The organism is Archangium violaceum (assembly GCF_016887565.1).
Classification (GTDB): Bacteria; Myxococcota; Myxococcia; order Myxococcales; family Myxococcaceae; genus Archangium; species Archangium violaceum_B.
The window spans coordinates 369,433-383,473 of record NZ_CP069396.1; the positions used below are offsets into that span (position 1 = coordinate 369,433).

General features: G+C 70.1%; 12 protein-coding genes. 6 read left to right on the forward strand and 6 right to left on the reverse strand.

Going from position 1 to position 14,041, the window contains the following annotated elements; all coding sequences use genetic code 11:
• Window positions 1-44: 44 nt before the first annotated feature.
• Window positions 45-626 (forward strand): Uma2 family endonuclease, encoded by a 582-nt coding sequence (locus JRI60_RS01590; RefSeq protein WP_204224032.1) that lies wholly within the window; start codon window positions 45-47, stop codon window positions 624-626.
• A 5-nt stretch (window positions 627-631) separates the two neighbouring features.
• On the opposite strand, the gene JRI60_RS01595 is transcribed toward JRI60_RS01590, so the two are convergent.
• The 3 genes from JRI60_RS01595 to JRI60_RS01605 all read right to left on the reverse strand — a co-directional run bounded on the left by JRI60_RS01595 (window position 632) and on the right by JRI60_RS01605 (window position 3,033).
• On the reverse strand, window positions 632-1,411 hold the full coding sequence (locus JRI60_RS01595) for a class I SAM-dependent methyltransferase (RefSeq protein ID WP_204224033.1): 780 nt from the start codon (window positions 1,409-1,411) through the stop codon (window positions 632-634).
• A 49-nt stretch (window positions 1,412-1,460) separates the two neighbouring features.
• Window positions 1,461-1,937, reverse strand: a complete 477-nt coding sequence (locus JRI60_RS01600) for a DUF4126 family protein (RefSeq protein WP_204224034.1) — start codon at window positions 1,935-1,937, stop codon at window positions 1,461-1,463.
• Between the two features lie 154 nt (window positions 1,938-2,091).
• Window positions 2,092-3,033, reverse strand: a complete 942-nt coding sequence (locus JRI60_RS01605) for a heme-dependent oxidative N-demethylase family protein (RefSeq protein ID WP_204224035.1) — start codon at window positions 3,031-3,033, stop codon at window positions 2,092-2,094.
• Between the two features lie 295 nt (window positions 3,034-3,328).
• Here JRI60_RS01605 and JRI60_RS01610 point away from each other — a divergent pair, with 295 nt between their 5' ends.
• The 5 genes from JRI60_RS01610 (at window position 3,329) to JRI60_RS01630 (ending at window position 10,575) form a co-directional block, all read left to right on the forward strand.
• Entirely contained in the window at window positions 3,329-5,113 is a 1,785-nt protein-coding gene (locus JRI60_RS01610) for a thiamine pyrophosphate-requiring protein (RefSeq protein ID WP_204224036.1), read from the forward strand.
• Window positions 5,114-5,139: 26 nt separating this feature from the next.
• Window positions 5,140-6,288: a zinc-dependent alcohol dehydrogenase gene (locus JRI60_RS01615; protein ID WP_204224037.1), complete on the forward strand. Its 1,149-nt coding sequence runs from the start codon at window positions 5,140-5,142 to the stop codon at window positions 6,286-6,288.
• Between the two features lie 11 nt (window positions 6,289-6,299).
• Window positions 6,300-6,719: a hypothetical protein gene (locus tag JRI60_RS01620; RefSeq protein WP_204224038.1), complete on the forward strand. Its 420-nt coding sequence runs from the start codon at window positions 6,300-6,302 to the stop codon at window positions 6,717-6,719.
• A 371-nt stretch (window positions 6,720-7,090) separates the two neighbouring features.
• The gene (locus JRI60_RS01625) at window positions 7,091-7,813 is read left to right on the forward strand and encodes a CHAP domain-containing protein (RefSeq protein ID WP_239470286.1); all 723 of its coding nucleotides are present in this window, start codon (window positions 7,091-7,093) and stop codon (window positions 7,811-7,813) included.
• Between the two features lie 134 nt (window positions 7,814-7,947).
• Window positions 7,948-10,575 carry an ATP-binding protein gene (locus JRI60_RS01630; protein WP_204224040.1) on the forward strand — a complete coding sequence of 876 codons (2,628 nt, stop codon included), beginning with the start codon at window positions 7,948-7,950 and terminating at the stop codon, window positions 10,573-10,575.
• 115 nt (window positions 10,576-10,690) lie between these two features.
• Here JRI60_RS01630 and JRI60_RS01635 read toward each other — a convergent pair whose 3' ends face one another.
• The 3 genes from JRI60_RS01635 to JRI60_RS01645 form a co-directional block, all read right to left on the reverse strand.
• On the reverse strand, window positions 10,691-12,067 hold the full coding sequence (locus JRI60_RS01635; RefSeq protein WP_204224041.1) for a cytochrome P450: 1,377 nt from the start codon (window positions 12,065-12,067) through the stop codon (window positions 10,691-10,693).
• A gap of 57 nt (window positions 12,068-12,124) precedes the next feature.
• Entirely contained in the window at window positions 12,125-13,060 is a 936-nt protein-coding gene (locus tag JRI60_RS01640) for a sterol desaturase family protein (RefSeq protein WP_204224042.1), read from the reverse strand.
• Between the two features lie 96 nt (window positions 13,061-13,156).
• A complete protein-coding gene (locus JRI60_RS01645; protein WP_204224043.1) occupies window positions 13,157-13,975 on the reverse strand; it encodes a hypothetical protein in 819 nt (272 codons plus the stop codon).
• Between the last annotated feature and the right edge of the window lie 66 nt (window positions 13,976-14,041).

Sequence of the window (14,041 nt, forward strand, 5' to 3'; positions counted from 1 at the left end):
AGGGGTTCCACTCTTCCTGTGTTGGAAGAACCAGGAGGCGGGGCATGGCGAAGGGGAAGAAGCCGGCGACCTACGAGGACATCGAGGCGCTGCCGGTCGGGTGGGTGGGGGAGATTGTCGAGGACGAGCTGGTGGCCTCACCGAGGCCGGTCATGGGACATGCCCATGTCTCCTACGCCCTGAGTGTCATGCTGGGAGCGCCCTTCGCATTCGGGAACGGAGGGCCCGGTGGGTGGTGGCTCCTGTCCGAGCCAGAGCTTCACCTGGGCCGGGCCATCCTCGTGCCGGACCTCGCGGGATGGCGTCGCGAGCGTCTGCCCCGGCTGCCGTCTTCCGAGGAGCCCTTCATGACACTCGCGCCGGACTGGGTGTGCGAGGTGCTCTCGCCCTCCACCGCCACCGTGGACCGGATGCGCAAGCTGCCCATCTACCACCGCGAAGGCGTGGCGTACGCGTGGCTCATCGACCCGCTCGCGCGCACCCTGGAGGTCTTCCGGCGTGAGCCGTCCGGCTGGCTCCTCACCGCGACGCACGCGGGAGAGGACGTGGTGCGCGCCGAGCCCTTCGACGCGGTGCCGCTCGGGCTGGGGGCGCTCTGGTTGGAGCGCGCCCAGCCGAGCCGGTGAGGCTTTCAGCGCGGCTTGACGAACTTCAGCGCGAAGCGATCGCTGGTGCCACGGCGCTCGCCGGCCGCGCCCGGGCTGGAGTTCCAGTCGCGGGCGTCCTCGGGGTTGCGCCAGACATCGCTCTCGCCAGCGAGCTGGAAGCCCGCGGCGAGCACCTCGTCACGCACGAGCTGCTCTTCGATGCGGTGCAGCGTCTGCGCGTCGTTCACGCCCGTGCCGGGCTTCGCGCTCGAGTCGAGGACGACGTAGACGCCGCCGGGCTCGAGTGCCCGGAAGATGGCCGCGTTCATCTTCGCGCGGTCGGCCTTCAGCCACACGGTGTCGTGGTAGATGATGTTGCTCACCACGGCGTCCAGGTCGGTGACTTCGGGAGGCAGGGGCTCGTCGAACTCGCGGTCCACGCGCACCACCCGCTGGTTGACGGGTTTGGCGAGCCGCTCGCTCCAGGGCTTCTCGGCGAAGCGCTCGAGGACGAACTTCGGATTGTGCCCGTAGACGGTGCCCGTGGGGCCCACCGCGCGGGCGAGCAGCTCGGTGGTGTAGCCGCCACCGGCCATCAGCTCGGCGACCTTCATGCCGGGCTGGACGCCCACGAACTCGAGCAGGGCGGCGGGGTGACGTCCCGCGTCGAGGGCCCGATCGGCCTCGGTCCGGTCCGGAGCCTCGACGACGGCGCGGGCGATGGACGCGGGGGTCGTGGCGGCGGGAGTGGAGGACCCGGCGGGCGGCGCGGTATGGGCGCAGCCGGCCAGGGCGAGACACGCGACGGTGAGGAAGGAGCGCATGGCTCCTTTCATAACGGCCCTCACCGTCATCCCGAATGGGTTTTCGTGGCTACTTCAACGCGGCCAGGAGCCGGGTGCCGGCCATCGCGACGAGCGCGTCCTCCAGCAGGCCCGCGACGATATTGGGGACGTGGAGCCGCTGCGTGGCGAAACGGCGGAGCGCGGAGAACGCGAAGGAGGAGGCCACCGCGGCGGCCGCGCCGAGCAGTACCGGGCCGAGCACGGGCTGTTTGTCCCGCCGGGCCAGGGCCGCGCCCACGAGGGCGCCGGAGAGGATGCGGCCCGCGAGCGCGGGGGGCGCGGTGCGCGCGGGGATGTTGGGCAGCTTGTCTCCGACGAGCTCGCCGAGGGCCAGCATCGAGAGCGTCCGCCCACCCACCTTCGAGGACAGGGCCTGTTCGATGCGGCCCTGGACGGATCCGCCATCCCGGGCCAGAAGAATGCTCAAGATGGCGGGAGCACTGAAGGACCGCATCCCCGCCACCGCTCCCAGTCCCGCCGCTGCCAGCACACCGCTTCGTTCCATGTGCACACCCTCCTCCATCAGGCCAACCGCTGGACAGGATGGGCAGGGAGCGAAGGTGTGGACAGGGCTGGCGGTACCCGCGGTGGTACGCCTGGATGCCTGCTCGCCGGCGAACCAACAAGGCAGCCATCCGCTGGCCAGGCCAGGGGCGGCGCTATCCGGTGGAGGCCACCCGGGACGCGGCCTCGCCGTCCAGGTACTCCAGGAGCGGCTCGAGGAACGGGGTGAGCCGCTTGTAGGCCCGCGTTTCCGGCGGCACGGTGCGCAGTACGTTGGCCAGGCGGCGGCGGCGCTCGGGGTCCACCACCTCGGTGGCCACGGGGGCGCGGTACGTGTGGATGGTGAAGAGGATTCCGCCTGTCTCCGGCAGCAGCGTGAGTGTCTGCCGCTCCAGCCGCAGGAAGCACCGCTCCCCCGCGTCGCGCGCGGTGATGCCGTCGAACAGGTGCTGCCACTCGGGCAGGCTCCGAGGCTCCAGGTCCAGCCGGTCCGTGACGGTGAAGGCCCAGTTGCAGCGCGTCACCGACCGTCCGGGCTTGAGCCCCTCCAGCAACCGCTGGGTGGAGGCCCCCAACCGCGCGTTGAGGTTCGGCACCGGCGCGTGCACCTCCATCATCGAGCGCCCCATCTTCTCGTCGAGGCTCCACATCGAGGGGAAGCAGAGCTGCCCGGCGACCAGCGGCAGTCCCTCGCGCCCTCCATCCAACACCAGCAGATCCTCCTGCACCTGCCGGCCGAGCCAGTCGAGCGGGGCGTGGGGAAGATCGTCCCCGCCCGGGGTGAAGGCCGTCTCCGTACCGAGCAGGTGGTTGCGCCAGTGCCAGCGCCCGCCTTCCACCGCCAGCGCGAAGTGCTGGGGGTGCTGGAGCGCCATCACCCGCAGCAGCACCGTCACCGTCTCCCATTGGAGCGCCTCCGTGCCGGGCCCGGCCTGGAAGCGGGCCCGCGGGTCCTCGGCCAACAGGGCCGCCTTGAGCGCGAGCTCGTCGCGGTAGTGCGGCTCGTCCACCTCGATGAGGGACTCGTCGGGGCTCAACGCGCGCACCCCGAGCGTCATCGCGTAGCTGTCTTGTGTGAACGGGAAGTAGGGCAGCACGGCGTCGGCTCCTCGCAGTCCCAAGAGTCTACGCCTCGGGTCCTTCTCGCGAACAGCGAAGCCCGGCGGCAACGTTCACCCGTGGCCCTCCCGGAGAGGTAGACCCGTCTCCTCGCTCAGTGTCCGGCGGACGATGCCCGCGCGGCGGAGAGGCGGCCGAGCGGAGGAGCCCTCCGATGGCGGACCCTGGTCCAGTGCGGGCTGCCGGGCGCCAGTGTCCCCGGGGTCACCCCCTCCACCCCGGTGCCTAGCTTTCGACGGTGCCGGGGCTCGGCCTGGTTCGAGGACACGTGACATGAGCGGAACCGTCAGTGACTACATGCTCCACCGCCTCACCCAGTGGGGCGTCCGGCGTCTCTATGGCTACCCGGGAGACGGCATCAACGGCATCCTCGGCGCGCTCGGGCGCACCTCCGAGTTCCAGTTCATCCAGGCGCGGCACGAGGAGATGGCGGCCTTCATGGCCTGCGCCCACGCCAAGTTCACCGGCGAGCCGGGCGTGTGTCTGGCCACCTCCGGCCCCGGCGCCATCCACCTGCTCAACGGCCTCTATGACGCGAAGCTGGACCACCAGCCCGTGGTGGCCATCGTGGGCCAGCAGAAGAGCATGGGGCTCGGGGGCCACTACCAGCAGGAGGTGGACCTGCCGGTGCTCTTCAAGGACGTGGCGAGCGAGTACACCGTCATGGTGTCCCATCCCTCGGCCATCCGCCACGCGGTGGACCGGGCCCTGCGCATCGCCCGGGCCGAGCGCACGGTGACGTGCATCATCATCCCCAACGACGTCCAGGAGCAGCCCTACCAGCCTCCTCCTCGCGCGCACGGCTCCATCCACTCCAGCGTGGGCTACTGCGAGCCGCGCGTGGTGCCCCAGGAGAGGGATTTGCGCCGCGCCGCGGATGTCCTCAACGCCGGCAAGAAGGTGGCCATGCTCGTGGGTGCCGGCGCCCTGCGCGCGGCGGACGAAGTCATCGAGGTGGCGGAGCTGCTGGGCGCGGGCGTGGCCAAGGCGCTGCTGGGCAAGGCGGTGCTGCCCGACTCGCTGCCCTTCGTCACCGGCGCCATCGGCCTGCTGGGGACGAAGCCGAGCTGGGACATGATGATGGCGTGCGACACCCTCCTCATGGTGGGCAGCAGCTTCCCCTACTCGGAGTTCCTCCCTCCCGAGGGCCAGGCGCGCGGCGTGCAGATCGACCTCGACGGCCGCATGCTCGCCATCCGCTACCCCATGGAGGTGCCGCTCACGGGCGACTCCCAGGAGACGCTGCGCGCGCTCATCCCGTTGCTCAAGCGCAAGGAGGACCGGAGCTGGCGTGACTCGCTGGAGAAGGGCATCCGCCAGTGGTGGAAGGTGTTGGAGGGCCGGGCGATGAACGAAGCCAACCCCATCAACCCCCAGCGCGTCTTCCACGAGCTGTCACCGAGGATTCCGGACGGGGCCATCCTCGCGGCGGACTCGGGCTCGGCGGCCAACTGGTTCGCGCGCGACATCAAGATTCGCGAGGGGATGATGGCGTCGCTGTCGGGCAATCTGGCCACCATGGGCTGCGGTGTGCCGTATGCCATTGGCGCCAAGTTCGCCTACCCGGACCGGCCCGTCATCGCCCTGGTGGGCGACGGCGCCATGCAGATGAACGGCAACGCCGAGCTCGTCACCATCGCCAGGTACTGGAAGGAGTGGAAGGACCCGCGGCTCGTCGTCCTGGTGCTCAACAACCGGGACCTCAACCAGGTGACGTGGGAGCAGCGCGTGCTCTCGGGGGACCCGAAGTACGCGGCCTCGCAGGACCTGCCGGACTTCCCATATGCCCGCTACGCCGAGTCCATCGGCCTGCGCGGCCTGCGCGTGGACAGGCCGGACCAGATTGCCCACGCGTGGGAGCAGGCGTTCGCCTCGGACCGGCCGGTGGTGCTCGAGGCCTACGTCGACCCGGATGTGCCGCCGCTGCCGCCGCACATCACCCTGGAACAGGCCAGACACTTCGCCGCGTCCCTCTTCAAGGGCGACGAGAAGGCGGGCGGCATCATCGCCCAGTCCATCAAGGGCATGGTGGAGCAGCTCAAGCCGCACAAGAGCTAGCAGTCAAATCCAAAGGGGGAGTGGCAATGCAGGCCATGGTGTACGAAGGGCCCTACCGCGTGAAGGTGGGGACGAAGCCGGATCCAATCATCGAGCACCCCAACGACGCCATCGTGCGGGTGACGCGCTCGGCCATCTGCGGTTCCGACCTGCACCTGCTGCACGGGCTGGTGACGGACACGCGGGTGGGCTGCACCTTCGGCCACGAGTTCGTCGGCGTGGTGGAGGAGGTGGGCTCCTCGGTGCGCACGCTCAAGCCGGGGGACCGGGTGGCGGTGCCCTTCAACATCTCGTGCGGCAGTTGCTTCTATTGCAAGCGCGGGCTGTTCGCCAATTGCGAGAGCACCAACCCCAACAGTGACCTGGCCTCGGGCGTGTATGGGTATTCGCACACCACGGGGGGCTACGAGGGCGGACAGGCCCAGTACGTGCGCGTGCCCTTCGCGGACGTGGGCCCCATGAAGATTCCCGACGACATGGAGGACGAGGAGGTCCTCTTCCTCACGGACATCCTGCCCACGGGCTACCAGGGGGCGGAGATGGGGAACATCCAGCCGGGGGACACGGTGGTGGTGTTCGGCTGCGGGCCGGTGGGCCTCTTCGCGATGAAGTCCGCGTGGCTGCTGGGGGCCGGCCGCGTCATCGCCGTGGACCACCTCGACTACCGGCTGGCGTTCGCGCGCAAGTACGCGCGGGTGGAGACGCTCAACTTCAAGGACGTGGACATCATCCCCACCCTGAAGGAGCTGACGGAGGGGCGCGGGCCGGACGTGTGCATCGACGCGGTGGGCATGGAGGCCGAGGGCTCCAAGCTGCACAGCGTCCTGGGCGTGAAGCTGAAGATGGAGGCGGGCTCGCCCACGGCGCTCAACTGGTGCATCCAGGCGGCGCGCAAGGGGGGCACCATCTCCATCATCGGCGTGTACGGGCCGCCGTGGAACCTGGTGCCGATCGGCACGGCGATGAACAAGGGCCTGACGTTCCGGATGAACCAGTGCAACGTGAAGCGCTACATGCCGCACCTGCTGGAGCACATCCGCGCGGGGCGCATCGACGCCAAGGGCATCATCACGCACCGCTTCCCGCTGGCGGAGCTGCCGCGTGCCTACGAGCTCTTCGAGAAGAAACTGGACGGTTGCATCAAGTGCGTGCTGCTGCCGCACGGGCATGCGTGAGGAGAGCGGAGATGGCCGAACAAATGACATCCGAGCAGGTGCATCGACAGATTCCCGGATGGGGCGTGGACGGTGACCCGAAGAAGCGGCCCGGGGTGCCCATGTTGTTGAAGCCGGAGGTACGCGAGGGCGCGCACTGGGAGGCGCCGGAGCGCCAGCGGCTACCGGACGTGCCGGTGCTGAAGCGGGCGGAGCTGAAGGAGCTGACGGCGACGTTCAGCACGGCGGTGCCGCCGAGGGGCCTGAGCGGGGTGCTGCGGCGCGTGGCCTACGGCATCCCCGAGCACCTGGTGCGGCACGTGATGCTGCTGTTGGTGGCGGACCGGGTGGACGTGGTGGAGTCGAGGCTGCGCCGCGGCCCCATCCAATCGCTGAGCGCGGTGCTGGGCGTGGTGGGCGGAGGCTGGCTGTTGAGCCGCCTGCGAGCATGAACATGAACACCCACCCCTCTCCCTCTGGGAGAGGGACGGGGTGAGGGTATAGGGGGTGCCACATGGAGGACATTTCCCACACGCGCGCATTTGCCCTCCGACCCCTTCTCCCCCGAAAACACACCGCGCACGACATGACCCGAGGGTCATGTCCTCACGCGCGAGGGGGAAGACGATGGGGATTCCTCTGAAAAACCTGGGGGTCTTCCTGTTCACGGGGGGGCCGATGTGGGCCCTGGCCCAGGACGAGCGATTCCGCGCCTTTGCCCTGGCCGAGCCGCGAGAAGCAGCCTGGGGGACAGGCGGCCACGAGGAAGCGGGGGTCGAATCGTCGCCCGTGAATGCGCGGGGCGGTACGCTCGTCTCCTCGCATGATGCTTCGCAAGCTCCTGCTCCCATTGGTGCTCGGAGTGCTCGGTACGGCTCCGGCCGTCGCGGCACCTCGTGCGCCGGTGAAGGCCGCGGCGAAGTCGAAGAAGGCCGCCGCGCCCGCCGGTGAGGTCCAACGCTCGCGTGGCACGCGGGCCATCGCCAAGGCCACGCCCTCCAAGAAGAAGCGCCCGGCGGTCCGGCTCACCCGGGGGCGGCGCGTGGCCCGGCGCGCGAGCACCCTGGTGGGGCACTCGCTGGGCACGTACTCGCCCCGAGTCCCCGACGACTGCTCCGGCCTGGTGCGGCTGGCCTATCGGGCCGCGGGCATCGAGCTGCTGTCGCACGGCACGCTGCCCGGAGAGAACGCGGTGACCGCCATCTACCGACGCGCGCAGCGCTCGGGGGCGCTGCACCGGCGGGCCCCGAAGCCGGGCGACATCGTCTTCTTCCGCGAGACGTATGACCGCAACCGCGACGGCCTGCGCAACGACGGGCTGACGCACGTGGGCGTCATCGAGTCCGTGGAGCGCGATGGCACCGTCGTCTTCGTGCACCGTGGGGGCAGTGGCGTGAAGCGCGCGCGGATGAACCTGCGCTTCCCCTCGCTGCGCCAGCAGGGGGGGCGCGTCCTCAACGACTACATCCGCCGGGCCGAGGGCGGCGAGCGCGCGCGGCTCACCAGCGAGCTCTTCGGCGGCTACGCCTCGGCTTCCCGCCTGTAGGCCCGCGTGCCGGGCATGCTCCTGGCGCCGCTCGCCACCGACACTCCTCTGGATGCCCTACCCCGTGGGGCTGGAGGAATGAAGGGAGGGGGCGGTGTTGAACGTTTGGACAGACTTCCGGCCAGGGGGACCGGTTGAACGAAACGCGGGAGCAGATGGGGCCATCCGTGGAGCGGTTGCTGCGACTCCAGCGGGTGACGAGTGAGCTGTCGCGGGCCCTCACGCCCTCCGAGGTGGCCAGCGTCATCGTCCTGCTCGCGGGTCCCACGTTGGGGGCGGCCGAGTGCTGCATCTATCTGCTGGAGCAGCCTGGAGTGCTGAGGCTCGTCGAGATGGACGGGGTGCCGCGCGTGGAGCTCGACCCCTGGCGCACCCTGCTGCTGGACGCGCCGCTCCCCATCACCGAGGCGGGGCGTACGAACGAGCCGGTCTGGGTCGAGTCGCTGGAGGCCCTCCGGCGCCGCTACCCGGTCGCGGACGGTGTGCCGCTGAGCCGGCGGCGGGCATGGGCCTGCCTGCCGCTTGGCGTGCCGGCGCGGGTACTGGGGGTGCTGGCGCTCGGCTTCGAGCACGAGCAGGGCTTCACGCGGGAGGACCAGGACTTCGCCTGCCTCGTGTCGAAGCAGTGCGCCTCGGCGGTCGAGCGCGCCCACCTCTATGAGCGCGAGCGCGAGCTGCGCGAGCAGGCCGAGCGGGCCCGGGCCGAGGCCGAGGAGCACCGCCGCCAGCTGGAACAGGAGCACCGGCGTCTCAAGGCCGTGCTCCAGCAGTTGCCCCAGGGCGTCCTCCTCGCCGAGGCGCCGAGCGGGCGGATCCTGATGGCCAATGAGCAGATGGAGCGGATCCATCGGCGTCCCGTGCCTCCCGACTGGGGACCCGAGCAGTACACGGCCTTCACCGGCTTCCATCCGGACGGGCGGCCCTACCTCCCGGACGAGTGGCCCCTGGTGCGTGCCCTCACCCGAGGAGAGGTGGTGCGGGGCGAGGTGCTGGACGTGTTGCGCGAGGACGGCTCCCGGCTCACCCTGGAGGTGAGCGCCGGGCCGGTGCGCGACGCCGAGGGCCGGGTGACGGCCGCCGTGGCCGTCCTCGAGGACATCTCCGAGCGCCTGCGCCTGGAGCGGGCCGTGCACGAGGGCGAGGCCGTGTTCCGCCGCATCATGGCGTCCGACATGATGGGGCTGGCCTTCTCGGGCGAGGAAGGCCTCATCCAGGAGGCCAATGACGCCTTCCTGTCGCTCGTGGGCCATGACCGGGAGGAGGTGCGGCGGGGCGAGCTGTGCTGGCGGGAGCTGGTGCCGCCCGAGGGCCGGGAAGCCGAGGAGCGCGTGTTGCACGAGCTGGAGACGCACGGGGTGGCCGCCACCTTCGAGGCGGAGCTGCTGCGCGCGGATGGCAGCCGCGTCCCGGTGTTGACGGGCTCGGCGCGGGTGGAGGAGCAGGACCGCGTCCTCACCTTCGTGATGGACCTGTCGGACCTCAAGCGCGCGGAAGGGGCGCTGCGCTTCCTGGCCATGACGGGCTACATCCTGGCCCAGACCCTGGAGGTCACCGACGCCATCCTCCAGCACGTGGCCTGTCTGGCGAGCCTCTCGGTGGCCTCCTGGTGCGTCATCGACCTGGCCACGCCCGAGGGCCCGCTGCGCCGCGCGGCCGTGGCCCACCACGACCCCGAGCTGGAGGAGCGGCTGCGGAGGGCGTGGCCGGTGCCCTCGCCGCGAGACGCCGGGAGCCCGCCGTGGGAGGCGATGCACTCGGGTGAGCCGCTGCTCTTCGCGGACTTCGGCGCGGAGTCGTGGCGGCACCTGAGCCGGGGCGTGGTGCCCGCCGAGGCCATGGAGGACTGGGAGCGGTGCTCGGTGCTGATGGTGCCGCTGCGCTCGCGCGAGCGGGTGCTGGGCCTCATCACCCTGGGCTCCTGCGTCCCCAGGCGGCGCCATGGGCCGGAGGACATCGCCATGGGCCAGGAGCTGGCGCACCGCGTGACGGCCACGCTGGAGCGCTCGCAGCTCTTCCAGGACTCACAGCGGGCCGTGCGGCTGCGCGACGAGTTCCTCGCGGTGGCCTCGCACGAGCTGAAGACGCCGCTGACGCCCCTGCGGCTGCAACTGCAGGGATTGCGGCGGGTGGTGGAGACGCGGGCGGGGCAACCCGTGGCGCCCGAGCGCGTCCTCCGGGCCGTCCAGGGCTGCGAGGCCCAGGTGCGCAATCTGGCGGGGCTGGTGAATGACTTGTTGGACGTGTCGAGGCTGGCGCAGGGCCGGCTCCCGCTGCACCTGGAGGAGGTGGACCTGGTGGCCGTCACGCGGGACGTCCTGGAGCAGTTCTCCTCCGAGGCCACGCGCGCGGGTTGCCGGGTGGAGCTCGCGGCCGGAGCGCCGGTGGTGGGCCTGTGGGACCGGCTGCGGCTGGAGCAGGTGGTGACGAACCTGCTGACCAACGCCCTCAAGTACGGAGCGGGCCGGCCCATCCTCCTGCGCGTCTGGTCGGAGGAGGGAAGGGCGAGGCTGGGCGTGCGCGACGAGGGCATCGGCATCGCGCCGGAGCACCGCGGCCGCATCTTCGGCAAGTTCGAGCGCGCCGTGTCCGAGCGCCACTACGGCGGGCTGGGCCTGGGGCTCCACATCACGCGGCAGATCGTCCAGGCGTTCGGGGGCACCATCCGCGTGGAGAGCGAGCTGGGCCAGGGCTCCACCTTCACCGTGGAGCTGCCGCTCGGCGCCGAGGCCGCGCGGGGAGCGGGGCTCGATGGCATCCGGTAGGACAGGCCGCGGGGCCTCTTCGCGGACCTGGTGGGAGCGGATGCGGAGGGCGTGGCGCTGGTGCCGCCGCACCTCTACAACACGGCGGCGGACGTGGACCGGCTGTTGGAGGAGCTCACCCCGCTCGTGTGAGCGTGGCCAGCACGCCGTTGCGAGGACGGTGGGTGGAGCCGGACATGGGGACGAGCCGGTAGTCCGGTGCCAGGCGCAGCTCGTAGCGCGGCAGCAGCGTGGCGAGGGCGACCGTGAGGAGCGTCAGCGTGTAGCCGTTGCCGACGCACTGCCGCTGGCCCGCGCCGAAGGGCAGGTAGGCGTAGCGGTGCCGGCCCTCCTTCTGTCCGGGGAGGAAGCGCTCGGGGAGGAAGCGCTCGGGCTCCTTCCAGAAGTCGGGATGGCGGTGCAGGAGGTAGGGGGAGACCACCATCAGGGTCCTCGGCTGGACGGTCCAACCGGCGAGCTGATCCTCCCGCTCCGCCCGGCGCACGAGCTGCCACGCGGGAGGGTGGACGCGGAGGGTCTCGTCCACCACCGCGCGCGTGTACGGCAGGTTCTGGAGGCTCTCGAAGGTGGGCGGCTGCCCTCCCAGGACGGTGGTCAGCTCGTCACGCACGCGCCGTTGCACGTCGGGGTTGAGCGCCAGCTCATACGCCGTCCAGGTGAGCGCCACCGCCGTGGACTCGTGCCCGCCGACATAGAGGGACACCAGCTCGTCGCGCACCTCGGTGTCCGTCAGCGCCACGCCCTGCGTGTCCCGGGCCTCCAGCAGCATCGCCAGGATGTCGTCCTTGCCAGCGGGGGCCTGACGGCGCTCGGCGATGAGGCCGTAGAAGATGGTGTTCACCTGCTCGACGGCCGCCAGGAAGCGCTTGCTGCGCGAGCCACGAATGGGCATGCCCAGGATGGAGGTGAGGATCTCCGCCAGGAGCATCGCCACCGAGTCGTGCGGGCCGTGGATGTCCTGGGTGAAGTAGTCGAGCGCGGCGCGGAGCGTGGCATTGCTCTCGTACATGTTGCTCGAGAAGACGGAGGTGCCCAGCATGCCGACGACCAGCCGGCGCATCTCGGACAGCAACTCCACCGGCTCGCCGGTGCCAACGTGGGAGGCCCAGCGCTCGGCCATCACCTGGACGTCCCCCGCCATGCCCTCCACCATCCGGGCCAACCGGGGACGGTGGAAGACGGGCTGCACCAGGCGCCGCTGACGCAGCCAGGAGTCACCATGCGGGGCGGCGAAGAGTCCCTTGCCCAGCAGGGGATTGGGCCGGGTGCCCGCCAGGGAGATGTAGTTGGTGGCGTTGTCCGCCAGCACGTGCTGCGCATGGTCCGGATGCGTCAGCAGCCAGGCGGGAGCCCGGGGGTTGGGGAAGTAGACGATGTCGCCGTGCCGCTGCTTCTCCCGGATGAGCCGCCCCAGGGGATTCGTCAACTGCTCGATGCCGAGCCATTCACGCTTGGGCCCGGGGGGATGGGCGGAGTTTCCTGGAGAGGTCATGTCGTGTTCCTACCATTTCCAGGTACTCCAATCAGCCGGGCCGCGCCACCCCCCTCCCTATACGGTGGCGGCCCGCCCCGCCTCGTAGACGGGGGCCGATGCCACGGGCTGCTGCTGGGCCGCGGCCTTGCGCCGCATGTCCTCGGTGGTCTCGCCGTTGCCATCCGGCCGCCAGCCGGGCGGATTGACGAAGTAGCCCCACACCTCGCGCAGGCTGCGAGCGCTCCACACATCGCGCAGGAACGGGCCGAACTGGTGGAAGACGATCTTGAAGGGGTTGTTCGTCTTCAGCGGGTGAACCAGGCCGTACTGGCAGGGAAGATCGTCACGCTCGGGGATATAGGTGCCGAAGAGCCGATCGAAGATGACGAGCACGCCCCCGTAGTTGGCATCCAGGTAGTCGAGGTTGGCGGCGTGGTGGACGCGGTGCGCCGAGGGGGTGTTGAGGATGCCCTCGAGCCAGCCCAGCTTCGGTGCCCAGTCCGCGTGAATCCAGAACTGGTAGGTCAGGTTCAGGGCGTACCCGGCGAGGATGGTCGCGGGGGTGAAGCCCAGGAGGGCCAGCGGGGTGAAGATGACGTAGGCGCCCGTTATCTGCGACGTCCAGGCGAGCCGGCCCGCGGCGATGAAGTTGATCTCATTCGTCGAGTGGTGCACCGCGTGCGAGAGCCAGAACCACCGGACGCGATGACCGAGCCGGTGGTACCAGTAGTAGAAGAACTCGATGCCGAAGAACAGGACGACCCACGACCAGACGCCATGGGACGAGGCGTCGAAGAGCCGGTGCTCATAGAGCCACTGCGCGCCCGGGAGCGTGATGGCCAGCGGGACGACCTTGGTGATCTGCCGTCCCACACTCACGAGGAAGGAGGCCACGGCGGAGCGCCAGACGTACGGGCGCTTGAAGATGAACCTGTAGGCCAGCACTTCCAGGACGATCGCTCCCAGGGAAGCGCTGAGCAGGATGATGCCCAATGGGCCCATTTCTTTCATGAGGAGCCTCGCGCGGTGGTCGATGTGTGCTCACGCACGCAGTTGTGAACGCGAGGCGCTTATAGCACAATCAGGGCTGGCCGTCACGGGCGTCGGTCAGCGGGCCAACGCGCTCGGATTGCCTCGGTGTTTCTCGAATCCTTCGCAGTGACCGGCTTGCAGGGTAACCCCGTGCCATTTCCACTGACCGCCCTGCCTCAGCGCCAGGATGTCCGGCTCGGAGAACCGCAGGCAGAAATGCGCCTCCAACGGCTTCTTCGTCGTGGTGCGGTGCGCGGTGAGCGTCGCCTCGTAATCCCCTGGCTCGAATTGCAGGCGCTCCGCGATGAACAGTCCTATCGGTGACTGCGGTTGGCTCTGGCTGACGATGAGCGGGGTGGGGTCCGCCAGGAACTTCCACGTCAGGTCCTGGTCCTCCGGGTCGTAGACCCACTCGCCCGTCTCGTTCCAGACGAACACCTTCCACTGCTCCGGAGGCATGCCCACACGCCCGACCTTCAGTTCCATCCCGGAAATGACCTCGAGCTGCTCCGTCTTGCTGGTGATGGTGAAGGTGGGCTGCAGGTAGAGCCACACCTCCCTCGGACCCTGGGCGATGCGCACCAGGTGGGGAAGGGACAGGCGTACGGGCGGTCGCCGGTGCAGTGTGAAGAGGTTGTGGAGCGACAGGATGAGCGCCGCCACGGCTCCGACGGTCTGGATCCACTGGTGCGGCCCCTTGCGCGAGCGCTCTGGCGTGGGGGCGGAGGCCGGGGGCTCCTGAGGCGGGCCGGCCGGCTTCGCCTTGCTCGGGGTGAAGAGGTGGTGGAGCGACAGGAGGAGCGCCACCGCGGCTCCGACGAGTTGGGGCCACCGGTGCCGCCCCCGGCGCGAGCGCTCCAGCGTGGAGGCGGGCGTGTCATCGGTGGAGGCCATGGACACATGTCAAGCTAACGGCCCTCGGGGTAGAGGACATATGCCCGCCGGCCGTGGAGGTGTGTC

What these genes read in the sequence shown, in the direction of transcription:
- JRI60_RS01590 (WP_204224032.1), top strand. Translation starts at nt 45, where the DNA reads ATGGCGAAGGGGAAGAAGCCGGCGACCTACGAGGACATCGAGGCGCTG.
- JRI60_RS01595 (WP_204224033.1), bottom strand. Translation starts at nt 1,411, where the DNA reads ATGCGCTCCTTCCTCACCGTCGCGTGTCTCGCCCTGGCCGGCTGCGCC.
- JRI60_RS01600 (WP_204224034.1), bottom strand. Translation starts at nt 1,937, where the DNA reads ATGGAACGAAGCGGTGTGCTGGCAGCGGCGGGACTGGGAGCGGTGGCG.
- JRI60_RS01610 (WP_204224036.1), top strand. Translation starts at nt 3,329, where the DNA reads ATGAGCGGAACCGTCAGTGACTACATGCTCCACCGCCTCACCCAGTGG.
- JRI60_RS01615 (WP_204224037.1), top strand. Translation starts at nt 5,140, where the DNA reads ATGCAGGCCATGGTGTACGAAGGGCCCTACCGCGTGAAGGTGGGGACG.
- JRI60_RS01620 (WP_204224038.1), top strand. Translation starts at nt 6,300, where the DNA reads ATGGCCGAACAAATGACATCCGAGCAGGTGCATCGACAGATTCCCGGA.
- JRI60_RS01625 (WP_239470286.1), top strand. Translation starts at nt 7,091, where the DNA reads ATGATGCTTCGCAAGCTCCTGCTCCCATTGGTGCTCGGAGTGCTCGGT.
- JRI60_RS01635 (WP_204224041.1), bottom strand. Translation starts at nt 12,067, where the DNA reads ATGACCTCTCCAGGAAACTCCGCCCATCCCCCCGGGCCCAAGCGTGAA.
- JRI60_RS01640 (WP_204224042.1), bottom strand. Translation starts at nt 13,060, where the DNA reads ATGAAAGAAATGGGCCCATTGGGCATCATCCTGCTCAGCGCTTCCCTG.
- JRI60_RS01645 (WP_204224043.1), bottom strand. Translation starts at nt 13,975, where the DNA reads ATGGCCTCCACCGATGACACGCCCGCCTCCACGCTGGAGCGCTCGCGC.